Source organism: Paenibacillus agaridevorans (assembly GCF_003112455.1).
GTDB classification, from domain to species: Bacteria; Bacillota; Bacilli; order Paenibacillales; family Paenibacillaceae; genus Pristimantibacillus; species Pristimantibacillus agaridevorans.
Genome location: NZ_BDQX01000334.1, coordinates 1 through 15,506 on the forward strand (window position 1 = coordinate 1; position 15,506 = coordinate 15,506).

10 protein-coding genes and 1 pseudogene are annotated in these 15,506 nt (G+C 51.6%); 10 read left to right on the forward strand and 1 reads right to left on the reverse strand.

All coding sequences use genetic code 11. The features are described 5' to 3' along the window. The 4 genes from PAT3040_RS26275 to PAT3040_RS26290 all read left to right on the forward strand — a co-directional run. Nucleotides 1-571, forward strand: a 571-nt coding sequence (locus PAT3040_RS26275) for a carbohydrate ABC transporter permease (protein WP_146200563.1), incomplete at its 5' end; no start/stop codon positions are given. A 40-nt stretch (nt 572-611) separates the two neighbouring features. After that, nucleotides 612-1,691, forward strand: a complete 1,080-nt coding sequence (locus PAT3040_RS26280; RefSeq protein WP_108995014.1) for a glycoside hydrolase family 172 protein — start codon at nt 612-614, stop codon at nt 1,689-1,691. A 41-nt stretch (nt 1,692-1,732) separates the two neighbouring features. After that, nucleotides 1,733-5,608: an S-layer homology domain-containing protein gene (locus PAT3040_RS26285; protein WP_108995015.1), complete on the forward strand. Its 3,876-nt coding sequence runs from the start codon at nt 1,733-1,735 to the stop codon at nt 5,606-5,608. 165 nt (nt 5,609-5,773) lie between these two features. Further along, nucleotides 5,774-6,409 (forward strand): hypothetical protein, encoded by a 636-nt coding sequence (locus PAT3040_RS26290; RefSeq protein WP_108995016.1) that lies wholly within the window; start codon nt 5,774-5,776, stop codon nt 6,407-6,409. A 560-nt stretch (nt 6,410-6,969) separates the two neighbouring features. Here the strand turns inward: PAT3040_RS26290 and PAT3040_RS26295 are convergent. Next, a complete protein-coding gene (locus PAT3040_RS26295) occupies nt 6,970-7,674 on the reverse strand; it encodes a DUF421 domain-containing protein (protein ID WP_108995017.1) in 705 nt (234 codons plus the stop codon). Nucleotides 7,675-7,785: 111 nt separating this feature from the next. Here PAT3040_RS26295 and PAT3040_RS26300 point away from each other — a divergent pair, with 111 nt between their 5' ends. From PAT3040_RS26300 to PAT3040_RS39045, 6 genes and pseudogenes are all read left to right on the forward strand, one after another. After that, complete coding sequence (locus PAT3040_RS26300) at nt 7,786-10,077, forward strand: helix-turn-helix domain-containing protein (protein ID WP_181376840.1); 2,292 nt, start codon at nt 7,786-7,788, stop codon at nt 10,075-10,077. A 179-nt stretch (nt 10,078-10,256) separates the two neighbouring features. Further along, on the forward strand, nt 10,257-11,753 hold the full coding sequence (locus tag PAT3040_RS26305) for an extracellular solute-binding protein (protein ID WP_108995023.1): 1,497 nt from the start codon (nt 10,257-10,259) through the stop codon (nt 11,751-11,753). A 189-nt stretch (nt 11,754-11,942) separates the two neighbouring features. Next, complete coding sequence (locus PAT3040_RS26310) at nt 11,943-12,881, forward strand: ABC transporter permease (protein ID WP_087572157.1); 939 nt, start codon at nt 11,943-11,945, stop codon at nt 12,879-12,881. 32 nt (nt 12,882-12,913) lie between these two features. Next, on the forward strand, nt 12,914-13,789 hold the full coding sequence (locus tag PAT3040_RS26315; RefSeq protein WP_108995019.1) for a carbohydrate ABC transporter permease: 876 nt from the start codon (nt 12,914-12,916) through the stop codon (nt 13,787-13,789). Between the two features lie 26 nt (nt 13,790-13,815). Continuing rightward, entirely contained in the window at nt 13,816-14,976 is a 1,161-nt protein-coding gene (locus tag PAT3040_RS26320; RefSeq protein ID WP_258235164.1) for a glycoside hydrolase family 88/105 protein, read from the forward strand. Then, a pseudogene (locus tag PAT3040_RS39045) lies at nt 14,957-15,506 on the forward strand (hypothetical protein); the annotation flags it as partial. The gene PAT3040_RS26320 and the pseudogene PAT3040_RS39045, both read left to right, overlap by 20 nt.

Below are 15,506 nucleotides of genomic sequence, written 5' to 3' on the forward strand. Positions count from 1 at the left end.
GCAATTTGGCTGGCGAACGAAGTATGTTTGGTATTTTGTCATTACTATGTTTTTTGGCGGGGGGGTGATTCCGACCTATATTATTGTTAAAGAAACGATGCTGCTCAACACAATCTGGGCGTTAATTATTCCAGGAGCTCTTAATGTATGGAGCGCAGTATTAATGTTGAACTTCTTTCGCGGCATACCAAAGGAAATGGAGGAGGCAGCCTTAATTGATGGCGCCGGGCATTGGTCAATCCTCTGGAAAATCTATCTGCCAGTCTCGCTGCCATCCATTGCAACCATCGGCCTGTTTACGATCGTCGGGCATTGGAACTCCTGGTTTGATGGAATTATTTACATGAATTCACCGGAAAAGTATCCGCTGCAGTCATACCTGTACACATTGGTAAAATCAATTAATTTCAAAATGATAACCGCACAAGATATTTCTACCTTGCAAAATTTAAGCGAAAAAACGTTGCGGACAGCCCAAATTTTTCTTGGTGCACTGCCGATTATGCTGGTCTATCCGTTTCTGCAAAAATATTTTGTTAAGGGTATCACAATTGGCAGCGTAAAAGAATAAAGCGTTCAAGTTAAAAATTTTAATTACGGAGGGATTAGAAGTGTCACAAGTTGATTTATGGTATCAAGTTCCAGCAGGGCTTCATACAAGATGGTCCAGCCCGGAAAATGTGAACGGGGATAAAGGAGCGGGAGGACGTGCCGCTGGAGGGAGAAAAGGTTCTCCGTGGTTTACGTTGCATAGTGGTCAGACGCTGCGATTAAGCGAAGTAACGGGAACGAGCGGCACAATACGTCGAATTTGGATGACTTTAAGCGATCGATCGCCTGCTATGTTAATGGGTTTGAGAATAACGATCTACTGGGACGGAGCGCCCGAACCGGCGGTAGATGTTCCGCTTGGAAGTTTATTCGGGCTGGGGCTAGGAGAGCTTGGCCCGTACCAAACCGCCCTTTTTTCCAGCCCTGAAGGCAGAAGCTTGACCAGCTATATACCAATGCCGTTTCGAACCGGCATGCGAATAGAATTGCATAACGAGAGTAATTTGCATGTGGATCACCTCTACTATGATATTGATTATACCATTGGGGATGACCATGGACCGGAGGTTTGTTATTTTCACGCGTTATACCGGCATCAACATCAAACGGCGTTGCGCCAGGACTTTGAAGTTTTACCGGCAATATCGGGCAGGGGCCGATATTTAGGCGCACACTTTTCAGTCATTGCCGATCATGCCCGCTACGGCAGATCCTGGTGGGGGGAAGGAGAGGTGAAGATTTATTTGGATGGCGACCAAGATCTGCCCACGCTATGCGGGACGGGCGCAGAAGATTACATCGGCACAGGCTGGGAGCTAGGCACCTCCAATCATTTATACCAAGGCTGCCTGTTAGCGGATAAAGAAAACATGCGCTATAGCTTTTATAGATATCATGTGCTTGACCCTGTTTACTTTCATGAAGACATTAAAGTCACAATTCAACAGATCGGCTGCTGGGGACCGGAGACTTTGCTTGAGCTAAAATCGCTTGGAAATCCCGTATACGCTGCGTCCAGCGAGGGCGAAGAAATTAATTTGGAGCAACCGGAGAAGCTGCCGCCATTCGGGCTGTTTGAGCGTGAGGATAACTGGTCCAGCTGTGCTTACTTATATTTGGATAGACCGATGCTAGATTAGTAATCGCTAGGTTCGACAAACGATTATAGGAGGGCTAACCCGTGCTGAATAAAATTAAGGTCTTTTCTAGTATGTTACTTATCGTATGCCTGCTAGTCCCTGGCTTTCCAGCATCCTCTTATGCAGCGGTTACAGAAGAAACAACAAATATAAGCAATTTATTGGAAAATGGGGACTTTGAGGAGACTCTGGGTACATCCGCTGTAGGGTGGAGCAACTGGTATGCCGGCTACCAAATCCAAGCTGGAGATGCACATTCGGGCACCTACTCGGCAAGTTGCACCAATCTGGTTGAAACTGCAGAATGTGGCATGTATCAGTTTGTAGACCTTAATCGGACCGAGGTCCAACCGTTAAAAGTAAGCGGCTGGAGTAAAGCGGATCAGGTAAGCGGTACTCCGAACGAGCATTATTCGCTATGGGTCGACATCACATATGCCGACGATAGTATGTTGTATGGGCAGGCAGTAAGCTTTCAGACTGGCACACATGGATGGGAATATACCGAGTTTGTGATCAATCCGGAAAAGCCTGTCAAAAAAGTGGCATTATATGCGCTATTTCGCAACAAATCCGGAACGGTTTGGTTTGATGACGTAAAGGTACAGGAACTCCCGGGCTCGGTTAAAGCCATGGAACGGCTTGATTCGTCGGAGATAGGAATCGCATTGGATGAAAACGGTAGTTTCGAACAATTGGATGGGAATGCTATCGCACAGTGGGAGCCTTTTGGCAGCGGTTATACGATAGTCGATACGGGGGGCCGCAACGGTTCGAGGGGAGTAATGGTGGAAAATACCTCTCGAGAAGATGCGTCAGGCATTGCCCAGACAGTCCAGGTCGGCGGGATTTCAAACGGTCTTATTGTCATTAGCGGCTGGAGCAAGGCGCAGAATGTGGAAGGAGATATTGATCAAGGTTATGCGCTTTGGCTCGATATTACATTTGCCGATGGTACGGCTCAGTATGGTCAAACCGCTTCTTTTGTAACGGGTACACATGATTGGCAGCAGAGCTCGTACTATTTTTATCCACGCAAGCCGGTTGAATCCATTTCCGTATATGGGCTTTTCCGTGGAGGACATATTGGAAAAGTATGGTTTGATGATTTTTCAGTCAATTATATAACGACGGAAGCTGCGGCATTTGAGGATGCCCTTGTTCAGCCGCTGGCCATGCCGGAGCAAAGCACTTATACGACGATTACCTCCTCTGATGGATTGGAGCTGTCGCTGGGTGAGCACGGAATTACCTCTCTTAAGCTAGGGGGGGATGAAATCGCCGATGCCAGCATTCCATCCGGATTTCTGGTAGCTGACCAAATGGATAAATCGGATGTGTATGCGTTTACACGAGTTTCAAACAACGATGCCAATAATTACAGCGGAGTTGTAGAGAAGCTTGGCCTGGCGATTGATGCTGACTTTACGGCAGTTCCCGGCGGTATTAAAGTTAGCGGCAAGTTGACGGATACACGCGAGGACGATCGCGCGGTAACGTTGACCTTTGCGCTGCCTATTGACGCAGAAGGCTGGGAGTGGGGGGACTATGTCCGCAATGGCCGTGAAATTGAAGTCGGCAAGGCAGGGGATGTTTATACCTATAGCCATCTGGTTGATTTCGAAACAGGTCCGATGTCCATTTATCCAATGGGGGCTATTTATCAAAAGACGGAAAACAAGGCAATTTCCCTTGGTGTTGACTACAATAAACCAACTCACTACCGAATTGATTACAATGGCGGAACAAAACAATTGATGATTACGTTTGAATTCGGGCTTGTCCCGGATACGGTTAATTTTCCATCCAGCGCGGAGTTTGCCTTTGTTATCCATCGGTTTGATCCGGAGTGGGGATTCCGAAGCGCTTTTGATAGATATACCCAACTATTCCCGGAATTTTATAACGTCCGTGTTCCGGAACAAGGGATCTGGATGCCCTTTGCTTCGATACGCAATATTCCCAATTGGGAGGATTTTGGTTTTATGTTTAAGGAAGGGGATGATGACGTAGCGGATACTGCGTTTGCCAACGCCAACGATATATTGGTGTTCCATTACTCGGAGCCTTCGACATGGTGGCAAAGCATCGACCCCAGCCAGCCCAAAACGGTGGAATCCGCAATCACTTTGCGCGACAGTGCAGCAAGCCAAGGCGATGAAATGGCGCAAATGGCCCAGGCTGCTGCGATGCTGAATGCTCAAGGCGATCCGTACCTGCAGTGGCTGATCACGCCGTGGAATACGGGAGCGTTATGGATGATTAACGGCAATCCTGACTTACCGGGAGAACCGAATGGCTACACGAATTACTATAGCGAGGAGAAGCTTGAGGAGCGCTATCTAACTACTCCTGCCGTAAATGGCGAGTATTTGGACACCTTGGACGGCTATCCTCAGACATTAAATTATAATCGTGCCCATTATCCCTATGCTAATACACCGCTTGTTTTTTCCAAGTTAACAGGTCGGCCGGCCATCCACAGGGCATTTTCCAGTCTGGAATTGGTGACTCGAATAGCCGATCGAATGCATAGCGATGGGAATTACACGATGGCTAATGGTACGCCGCTGACATATTCCATCTATATGCCATGGCTTGATGTGGCGGGAATTGAAAGAGACTGGCTTGGCTGGGACGGATCATTTAATCCGGATAACGACGAGATGCTGAGCAGGTTCAGGACATTATCCGGGCAAAAGCCATATCTATTGTTGCAAAATACGGATTCTTTGTTGTTTGGCTATAACCACATGGAAAAATATATGCAACGCAGCCTCTTTTACGGTATTTTCCCAAGCAACTTTGTTGCGTCACACTCTGACTACGGGTTCCAATACTGGCAACCGCAATTTTATGAGCGAGATCGGGAATTGTTCAAAACCTATATTCCTATTATAAAGCAAGTAGCAGAGGCAGGCTGGATGCCAGTGACCCATGCAAGCAGCAATAATGCAGACGTATATCTCGAACGTTATGGGCATGGAGACACAGCCTATCTTACTGTGCTAAATGATTCGGCGTCGGCCGGGTCAGCTATCATAACGATTGACCCTGCAAGCATGGGGCTAACTAATGCCTATACTGCGTTGGAGCTGATATCTGGCGATGCTGTTGCAGTTAATGGCAATCAGTTAGTCTTAGCGCTCGAAGCAGGGGAAACTTTGGCGATCAAGCTTAAGGCTGCTAACAGCGAAAATGGTGGAAATAACGGCAATACCGGCAATAACGGCAATAACGGAAACTCGGGGAGCAATGAGTCAAATGGATCTAAAGGGTCAGAGGAACCTGCCAGCGAACCGGAGAGTAACGGTGGCGCAGAAAGTGGGCAGGAGCCGAGTAACCCGCTAGAGAAACTGGTCGATATTGAGGGGCATTGGGCGCAGTCGAACATCGAACGGGCACTAGCGCTTGGAATCGTCAAAGGATATGGCAACGGAGTGTTTCGCCCGGATAACAAGATTAGTCGAGTGGAACTGATTGCGATGCTTGCACGAGCACTGGGCTGGGAGGCGGAAGCGCAGGATGTCAATGGTGCGTTGGGGTTTGCTGATGCAGAGGCCATCCCGTCATGGGCACGCTTGGCTGTAGCGGGAGCCGTGGCTTCGGGTATCATTCGCGGCTATGAGGACGGCACATTCCGACCGGCGAGCCTGACGAATCGTAGCGAACTGGCGGCGATCGCTGCCAAGTCGCTGAAATTGCCAATGGCGGCAAACAAAGAAGGGCTGTCCTTTAGCGATGCGGGCCAAATTCCCGCATGGGCAAGCGGATATGTGGCGGCAGTATACGAAGCAGGCGTGATGCGCGGGCGCAGCGCCAGCCGATTTGCGCCGCTGGGCACGGTAACACGGGCGGAAGCTGCCGTGCTGGTATTGAATGTGAAGGATTATGGCCGCGATTTAGGCGATTTGTAAGAGAAGATGTGTTATCATTAGCCCTAGGCTGAAAGCTGGCGTCGGTACTTTACCGGCGTCAGCTTATTTTTCTTTTAATCCGTTCATGGAGGCGATCCGTCTACACATTGATGTCTGATTACTTGCTATAATGATTGTACAAAAAAAATTAATAAATGAGGGATTATGATGTCAATCTCAATCGTGAGCCTATTAGCTTCTCAATTAAGTCGAAACGATGAGGAGCCGAACATTGAACTGGCCCACAGGTTAGCTAGCGAAAAAGATCATGCAGGTATAGAAGTAATAATCGAAAACCTGTCTAGCAAGGACAAAAGGATTCAATACGATTGCATTAAAGTAGCGTACGAGATCGGGCAAGTTAAGCCTGAACTCATAAGCAAGTATGCATCGACTTTCGTAGAGCTGCTGAAGAGCCGCGATAACCGTTTGGTATGGGGCGGCATGACAGCGTTATCCACGATTGCGGGGGTAGCTTCGGAATCCATAATGGCTCATCTTAACACTATAAAAGAAGCAATGAAATCAGGCTCGGTTATTACAATTGACAAGGGCGTCCTAACGCTTGCGAAGCTGGCAGCCGTCAGTAAGAAAAACAATGACGAGATTTTTCCGTTCTTGCTCCAACACCTGGAAGCTTGCAGAACGAAGGAAATTCCACAGCATTCCGAAAGCACGCTTGTTGCAGTAACGGATGAGAATAAAGAGAAATTTTTGAATGTTTTACGAACAAGAGAACCATATTTAACGGCTCCTCAACTCAAAAGAGTCAAAAGAATTTACAAAAAATTAGGTTCTTGATTCAATACCGTCATGATCCTAACAGACACCAGCGACGTTATTTGTCCGATTGTTAACCTTAAACAAATCTAACGGACAGGCGAGGCTGTCTATTCATTGTGCAAAGGTGAAATTGCGGGCAAGAGTCAGGTAAGAAATGAACGGGAGCAACTGTAACGGAAATGAAAGGCGTTATTTCAGCAAAAAGCGGCATTTCGCAAATCTAATGGAACTGACAGCCCTTATAATGGGCAAAAGTCCGCGATTTGCCTGGATTTCTCACGAATAACGTCGAAGAGTTCCGTTAGACTTTAAAATCACGCCAAACGATCCATATAAGGGCCCTCAATTCCGTTAACTCGTTGGCGATGATTGATTGCAGCTTCATTTCCAGTTTTTCACACAATGAATCGACGGCCTCATTATCGACCCTTAGCCGCCTGTTTTTTGATAGCCGCGATTGTAACGGACATACGCGACTCTTAGAAGCTTTAAAGGGGAGAAATGCCTCTGATTTGAAGCTGTAAGAGTCGAGGTGTGACCGTCACATTTCAAAAATGATAGTAGTTCCGGAGTCGGGGCTAATCGATAGGTTTGTTAATGTGATCCCGATAGTAGTCAAAATACAACTGATGTTGCGTACCTCTCACGGCATAGAACACGTCGGATACAGACTTGTTGCGCTGCTGAAGTACCTGCTCCAGCCATTGGACGGTCAGCCCGTTTTGAGCGAGATTGTCTTCCATGATTTTGCCATCCATGATCAGCTCGACGGGGAACGACTTGACGGCCGCGACATGCAGCTTCAGATCTTTGCGCGTCACCCACTCATACTCGCTTTTCTTCTTGACGGACAGCTTCCCGTGATCCTCCAGGCACGCGTACTCAACCTCCTCCATATTGAAAATATCTTTTTCACGCAAAGATTGGGCCAGAGAGTCCAACGTGTAGCGGATTTTTCGCATGTTGTCCTCGAGAATTTTGCCGTTCTCGATCACGACGGTCGGAGTGCCGGATACTACCCGGTTCCATGCCCGGTTTTTGAGCGCGATCTTGGACACGAGGAAAGAGATGCCGAAGAACATCAAAAGCGATACGACGATGAGCCAATGGTTGAGCTTATCGTTAAACGCCAAATTCGCCGCAATGGCGCCCAGCGTGATGCCGCTCACGAAGTCATGGAAGGTCATATTGGATATCGTCTGCTTGCCTAGAATTCTCGACGTGATCATGAGGAGGATAAAAGCGGCGATCGTTCGAAAAATAACTTCTACGTATGCTTGCAATGGGAGGACTCCTTGTTCTAATTTGTGGGAGCTGTCGTACGGGCTCGATAATAACACTATTGACGATTATAATGAAAGGTAATCATGGTTAACGGAAAGGTTGCCGGCATCATGCGCAAAAAAAGCTTGCTTAAAAAAATGATTCTTCTTGGAAGCGTACTCAGTATTCTGCCCGTCGTCGCGATCGGGCTGTTCGCCTATATCCAGTCCTCCAAACAAGTACAAGAGAGGGTCAACCAAGCCGAGGTTCAATACCTGAGCCAATTAAACGCGAGCATCGAGCAAGTGCTCAAAACGGTGGAGCATACGCTGACGAACCTTTCGGAATCCCGCGTTATGGAGGATGCGATGTACAGCGAAATGGAGGCGCCCAGCTTTCAGCTATACAACAATCTCAAGAGCGAGATTACTCACCTGCAGTCTTTTGATACGAAGGTAGAGGACGTTATCATCGTTAACAAACAGCGCAACTGGCTGATCAAAAACTCGGGCATCAAGCGGCTGAACGAGCATCCCGACGAAGAAACGTACCTTGCGAAATTCGATTTGACTCCGCATACCTCATGGCAGCTTGTGGCCAAAAGCGACTACAAGGATCCTATCTCGAGCCAAAGCTGTCCCTATATGATTAGCTTGGTTAAGCAATTGCCCCATATTACGATTCACAAATACGCTCTGGCCATCGCGAATATCCCGGCGTGCAGCATTACGGGCCTTATTACGGACGGAGAGGGGCAAGAGGAAATCCTCGTGGTAAACGAGGACGGTCAAATTATATTGCACAAGGACAGGACGATGATCGGCCAGCCGTTCTCCGGCCATCCCGTTGCCCAGGCGGAGCTTGCGATGAAGGGCGTTTCCGGTCAATTGCATGCGGAGCTGGACGGCCGCCCCTATACGGTGACGTATATGAAATCCGCCTTTAACGGCTGGACGTATATGTCTGTCGTATCCATCGACCAATTGACGTCGGAATCGCGGCAGATCGGCTGGTTTACGCTGGCGGTCAGTCTGTTCATCCTGCTGCTGTGCTTCGGCATCGTCTGGTTATCTACGAACAAGCTGTACAGGCCGCTCAACCGTCTGGTTACCGCAATCGAAGGCGGGAGCGAGGGAAATGAACCCTCGTCGCGCAATGAGGTCCAGGTTATCGAGGATCATATCAAGCAGTTGTTCAACTCCAACTCCAAGCTGGAGAACGAGATGCGTAGCCAGGCGCAGCAGGTCGGCGCGCTGTTCTTGCACCGGATGCTCAGCGGCAGTCTTAAGGAGACGGAAATTCGAGAAAAGCTGGAGCATTTCGGACTGAGCCGCTCTTGGGAGCATATGGCGGTCCTTGCCATACAGGTCGACACGCTGGAGAATACGCATTACGAATCCAAAGATCTGGAGCTGCTGCTATTTGCCGTGTCCAACATGACGGAGGAGGTCGTGCCGAAGGAGCAGCGTCTTCCCGTCTTGCTGATGGACCGTTCCGTCGTTGTGGTCAACGGCTACGAGGGCGGAGGACGCGAAGCGGCAGACGAGCATGTCTACCGGCTGACGGAGAAGCTGAAAGATCTGATCGCCCGTTATCTCGGGTTGTCCGCCAGCATTGGCATCAGCGGCATCTTCTTTGATATGAAGCATGCCGCGCGCGCCTACGAAGAAGCGCTGGAGGCGCTGACCTACCGAATTCGGCTCGGCAAAGGGATTATCGTGCCGTATGGCAGCCTTAACGCGGGCAAGTCCTCGATCATTGCGGAGTATCCGGTCCGGACGGAACACGATTTGGTGCAGGCGATCAAGCTCGCGGAGCAGGAGGAAGCGCTGACGCTGCTGCGCGGCTGGATGTCGGATGCCATCCACCAGATCGAGCTGCCGGATCACTACCAGTTGTCGCTGGTTCGGCTGCTCAACCGCATTCTGCTGCTTGCCCAGGAAGAGGGAATCACGCTCGGCAAAAGCGGCGCATACCGGATGTCGTTATACGAGGAAGTTCTGGCGCTGCATGTCAGCGAGGAGATCGAGGAGTGGTTCAAGGAGAAGCTGGTGCTTCCGATGCTCCGTCAATTCGGCGAGCGTCGCAGCTCGCAGGATCAGAAGCTGTCGGAGCGCATTATCGATTTGATCCGGAATCATTATGAATCCGAGTTCACATTGGAGGATTGTGCCGCGCGACTGCATTATAATGCAAGCTATCTCAGCAGCGTCTTCAAGAAGGAGACCGGCCACACGTTCAGCGAGTATCTGGCGGGCTACCGGCTGCAGATCGCCAAGCAGTGGCTGACGGAGACCGATATGACCGTCAAGGATATCGCCGAACGGCTGAAGTACAACAATTCCCATAACTTTATCCGGGCCTTCCGCAAGCAGGAGGAGATGACTCCGGGGCAGTATCGCTCGCAATACGGAGGCAAGTAAACGGGAGGCGCCATATCCTGCATAATCATTTCATTGGAAAACCCCGCAATCCCTTGCGCGGCAAGGGAACTGGCGATATGAGTATAGGCGATATGCCTCTCGGCAGCTTACGATGACGGAGCAACAACCACTACAGATCGAGGAGTTGAAGAAGCGTGAAGCGGAGAGCTGCAATCGGCATGTTTATGACGCTGACGCTGCTTGCCAGCGCATGCGGCAACAGTAATGGCAACGATTCAACGGGGGGAAGCAACAACGCGGGAACAGGAGGTACGGAAGGAAAGGCCGCGCCGGCCAAAATATCCATTATGACGCCGCTGCATATGGCAGAGACGCCGGATCCGAAGATCGAGCAGCTCATTGAAGAGAAGCTGAACGTCGATCTGGACATTCAGTGGATTCCGGCATCGACCTTCCAGGACCGGATGAATGCGGCGTCCGCGACAGGCAGCCTGACGGACATCGTCAACATCACCATCACGGGCGCGAACAGAGAGGCGATCCGGGACGGGCAGTTCTGGGATATTGCGTCTTACATCGATCAATATGAGAACCTGAAGAAGCTGAAGCCGGAAGTATTGAACAATACGAAGGTGGACGGCAACCTGTACGCGCTGTATCAAGGACGTCCGCTCTCCCGTCAGGGCATGATCTACCGTCAGGATTGGGCGGAGAAGCTTGGACTGTCCGCGCCGCAGACGCTGGACGAATTGTATGCCATGATCGAAAAGTTTACGAACGAGGATCCCGACGGCAACGGTCAAAAGGATACGCTGGGTCTGGCCGATCGAGGCGATCTCGCTTCGGGCGCCTTCAAGACAGTCGCTTCGTGGAATGGAACCCCGAACGAATGGGGGTTGCTTGAAGGGAAGTTGGCGCCAGCCTTCCTGTTCCCTTCGTACAAGGAAACGATGAACTTCTTCAAGAAGCTTAGGGAGAACGGCTACATCAATTCGGACTTTCCGGTAACGAGCAAAACCGATCAGCAGAATATGATCAGCAACGGCAAAGCCGGCGTGTACATTGGATGCATGTGCGACGTGCAGCAGCTGTATACGGGCTTGTCGCAGGTGCAGCCGGACGCCAAGCTGGACGTTCATAATCAGGTGAAGGGATCAAGCGGCGAGTTTACCGTATTTTCCGGACCGGGCTTCAACCACCCGTATCTGTTCCCGAAATCGGCCATCAAATCCGAGGAAGAGCTCAAGCAGGTGCTTGCGTTTATGGACGGCCTGATGAGTCCGGAAATCGCCAATCTGCTGTATTGGGGAATCGAAGGGGAACATTATACCGTCACAGGCGGCAAAGCGGTGCCGGTATCCGACCAGGCCAAGATCGATCGCGACGTCAAACCTTATAATACGATCGAAGTAGGCGATCCGGCGACGAACGGACGTCTGGAGGGAAGCTACGATTATGCGCCGATGCAGAAGGCGCAGGACCTGTTCGCGGACAACGATTCGTATGTCGTGTCAGACCCGACGCTTACGCTGGACTCCGACACGTTTACGAAGCATAAGGACCGTCTCGCGCAGATCATTACGGACGCCACATACAACTATATGCTGGGTTCGCTGGACGAGGCTGGCTTCGACAAGGAAGTGGAGCGCTGGAAGTCGGAGGGCGGCGCTCAAATGATCGAAGAATTTAACGCCGCGTACGAACAGAGCAAGTAAGAAAACACACTAACAGTTTTGAACTCGCACTAACGGTTTGCCGCGGCTGCTCCGCCCGGAGCGGCCTGCGGCAAACCGATTCATCAATCGCTATATTTAAACCATGTTTTCCTGACGGATAACACGGGTATTTGTTGTGCGGAATTAACGCATTACGGCGACACTAGCGGCATTGGGAGGGCGGAAGAGATGAACAACCAGCTGACGGCGCCATCGGGCGGGAGAGGCCGCTTTATGCGAAGCCTAATGAAAAACAAATGGCTGTACCTGATGATTTTGCCCGGCTTGCTCTACATTATCATCTACAAATACATTCCGATGTACGGCCTTATTATTTCGTTCCAGAACTACAAGCCTTATCAAGGCATTATGGGAAGCGAATGGGTCGGCTTCGAGCATTTCGAACGATTGTTTCAGTCTCCGGATTTTTGGATGATTTTCTCCAACACGATTATTTTGTTCGCTTTGCAGCTCGTTATATATTTCCCGATTCCGATTATCCTGGCCCTTATGCTGAACGAGCTGAGATCAGAGGGCTACAAACGGACTATTCAGACGCTGGTTTATTTGCCTCACTTCATGTCGTGGGTCATCGTAGTTTCGATCAGCTTTGTCATCTTTACCGTGGACGGAGGCATCGTCAACAGCGTGCTGGAGATGCTAGGGTTCCAAAAAATCAATTTCCTGCTTCAGGCGGAGTGGTTCCGTCCGATGTACATTCTTCAAGTGATTTGGCGCGAAGCGGGCTGGGGCACGATTATATTCCTCGCGGCGATCGCGGCGGTGGATCCGCAGCTGTACGAAGCGGCCAAGATGGACGGAGCGGGCCGCATCCGACAAATGATAAGCATCACCTTGCCGGCGATTCGGAGCGTGATCGTCGTGCTGCTCATTCTGAAAATAGGCGATGTGCTGGAGCTGGGTTTCGAGCATGTATATTTGCTGCTCAATTCCGCCAACCGGCATGTTGCGGAAATATTCGATACGTATGTGTACGTATCCGGCATTCAGCAAGGCCAGCTCAGTTATTCGACGGCAGTCGGCTTCTTTAAGGGCTTCGTGGGACTTGTCCTGGTCATCGGGGCGAACAAGCTGGCCAAGAAATACGGCGAGGACGGCATCTACTAGAAGCTGTGATGGAACCGGGAGGAGGAAATCATATGGTTGGCGACAAAACTTGGAGCGGCCGATTGTTTAACGGAGTTAATATGGTGCTGCTGGGCCTGATCGGGCTCGCGACCGTGCTGCCCTTCGTTCACGTATTCGGCAGTTCCTTCGCGACGGCGGGAGAGATCGCTTCGAAGAAATTTTTGCTGGTGCCGACGGAATTTACGCTGGATGCGTACCGGTACATCTTTTCAACCAGCACGTTGCCGAAGGCCATGCTGGTATCTCTTGGAGTGACGGCGGCAGGCACGCTTTGGAGCATGTTGATCTCCGTATTGACGGCCTACGGGCTGTCGCGCAAAGATTTGATGGGACGCAACGGCATCATGTTTTTGTTCGTGTTTACGATGCTGTTTAACGGCGGGATGATCCCGACGTTTCTGGTCGTCAAAGAGACGGGACTGCTGGACTCTTATCTTTCTTTAATTGTTCCCGTTTCTATTAATGTGTTTAATATGATTATTCTCAAGACGTTTTTCCAGGGGCTGCCGGACGCCTTAGAGGAATCGGCGAAGATCGACGGCAGCAACGATGTCGGCATCCTGTTCCGGATTATTATCCCTTGCTCGTTGCCGGCGATTGCGACGATCTCGTTGTTCTACGCGGTAACGTACTGGAATACGTACATGCACGCCGTCCTCTACTTGAGCGATGCCGGCAAATGGCCGGTGCAGGTGCTGCTGCGTCAAATTATCGTGCTGGCGAGCGGGTTAAGCTACGACAACGCGGTATATACCGACGCGCCGCCGCCGTCCCAGGCGGTCAAGATGGCGGTCATCGTCGTCGCGACGCTGCCCGTGCTCGTGGTGTATCCGTTCCTGCAGAAGCACTTTGCCAAAGGCGCGCTGCTGGGCTCGGTTAAGGCTTAAAGAGGTTGTTAAAGGAGGCGAATAAATTGTCCGCAAGAGATTGGGCCGTCCGCACGGCAGATTCGATCATGAGGCAGTATCCGACGCTGTCCATGCATCCTCATTTGAGCGACTGCTGGAATTACGAGAGCGGCTGTCTGCTGCTCGCGATGGCGCGGCTCTACGAGGTAACGGGCTCGGAGGCGTATTTGAACTATATCCGAAGCAATATCGACCTTTTCGTGGATGAGGAGGGGCGCATTCGCAGCTATACGCTGGAGGACTACAACCTCGATCAGGTCAATCAGGGCAAGGTGCTGCTGTTCTTGTACCGCGCGACGGACTCGGAACGTTATCTAAAGGCCGCGCTTGTATTGCTGCGCCAGCTGGAGGGGCAGCCGCGAACCGACGAGGGCAGCTTCTGGCACAAGAAGATTTATCCGTACCAGCTATGGCTGGACGGGCTGTATATGGCAGGGCCGTTTCTGGCCGAGCTGTCCCGCCTGCTTAATCGCCCCGAGCTGCTGGACGACGTCGCACGGCAACTGTTGATTGCCGAGCGGCGCACGCGCGACCCGAGAACGGGCTTGCTGCATCACGCCTACGACGAGAGCCGGGAGCAGGAATGGGCGCATCCGGAGCATGGAAGGTCGCCCCATCCGTGGTTGCGCGCGATCGGCTGGTACGGCATGGCGGTCGTGGATACGCTCGATTACATGCCCGAAGAGCATCGGCTGCGCGGACAACTGATCGGCACGTACGAGCGGCTGTTCGCGGCGATGGCCAAGGTGCAGGACCCGCCGAGCGGACTTTGGCATCAGGTGCTTGGCCAGGCCGGGCGAACCGGCAATTACGTGGAGAGCTCCGGCTCGGCGATGGTTCTGTATGCGGCTCGCAAGGCGCTGAACCGTGGATATTTGAGCCGGCGCTACGAGGAGGCCGTCGAGCGCGGCTTCCACGGCTTGCTGAGGCACGCGGCATCCGTCGATGGCGACGGGAACGTCCATGTGAGCGGCGTCAACCGCGTGGCGGGGCTTGGAGGAGAGCCTTACCGGGACGGCTCCTACACCTACTATATAAGCGAGCCTGTCGTTGCCGATGACGCCAAGGGGGTTGCTCCGTTTATTTATGCGTGTCTGGAGACGGCCCTTTGCGAGGTTTCGACAGTTATTGGAGAGGAAGGTAGTCATGACAACAAACATAGATGAGACAGAGCTTGCTTCCTTCCGGGCTGCCTTCGCCGATCTGGATGCAGCGGAACGGGTCGGCAAGCTTAACACATCTGAAGACAAGGTGACGCTGGGATACTTCGTCGATACGGGCGTCAAGTTCTCGGCCTCCTCGCCGCTGCTGGAGAACGCTTATTACGAAGCGGTGCGCAGGCTGCTGGATTGCGTCAAGCCGAATGGAGAAGGGCAGCCGATTCTTCAGGAGGGCGGCGTCTATTACGGATGCTGGCTGGAGAGCACGGGCACGATCAACGCCGAGCTGTGCGCGCGGTTCATGCCTGCCGTGACAGAGGCGACGTACAGGCAGTTCGCGGAGCTGCAGCGCGAGGACGGTCTGCTGCCGTACAAAATAACGGAGGCGGGAGCGGTATTCAAGCAAATACAGCTTGTGACCCCGCCTGCGAGAAGCGCATGGAACTATTACGCTCTCCATAAGGGGCGAGTCGCGGACGACTACCTGCCGCTCATGTACGGGGCGCTCTCCCGTTACGACGACTGGCTCGCACCGC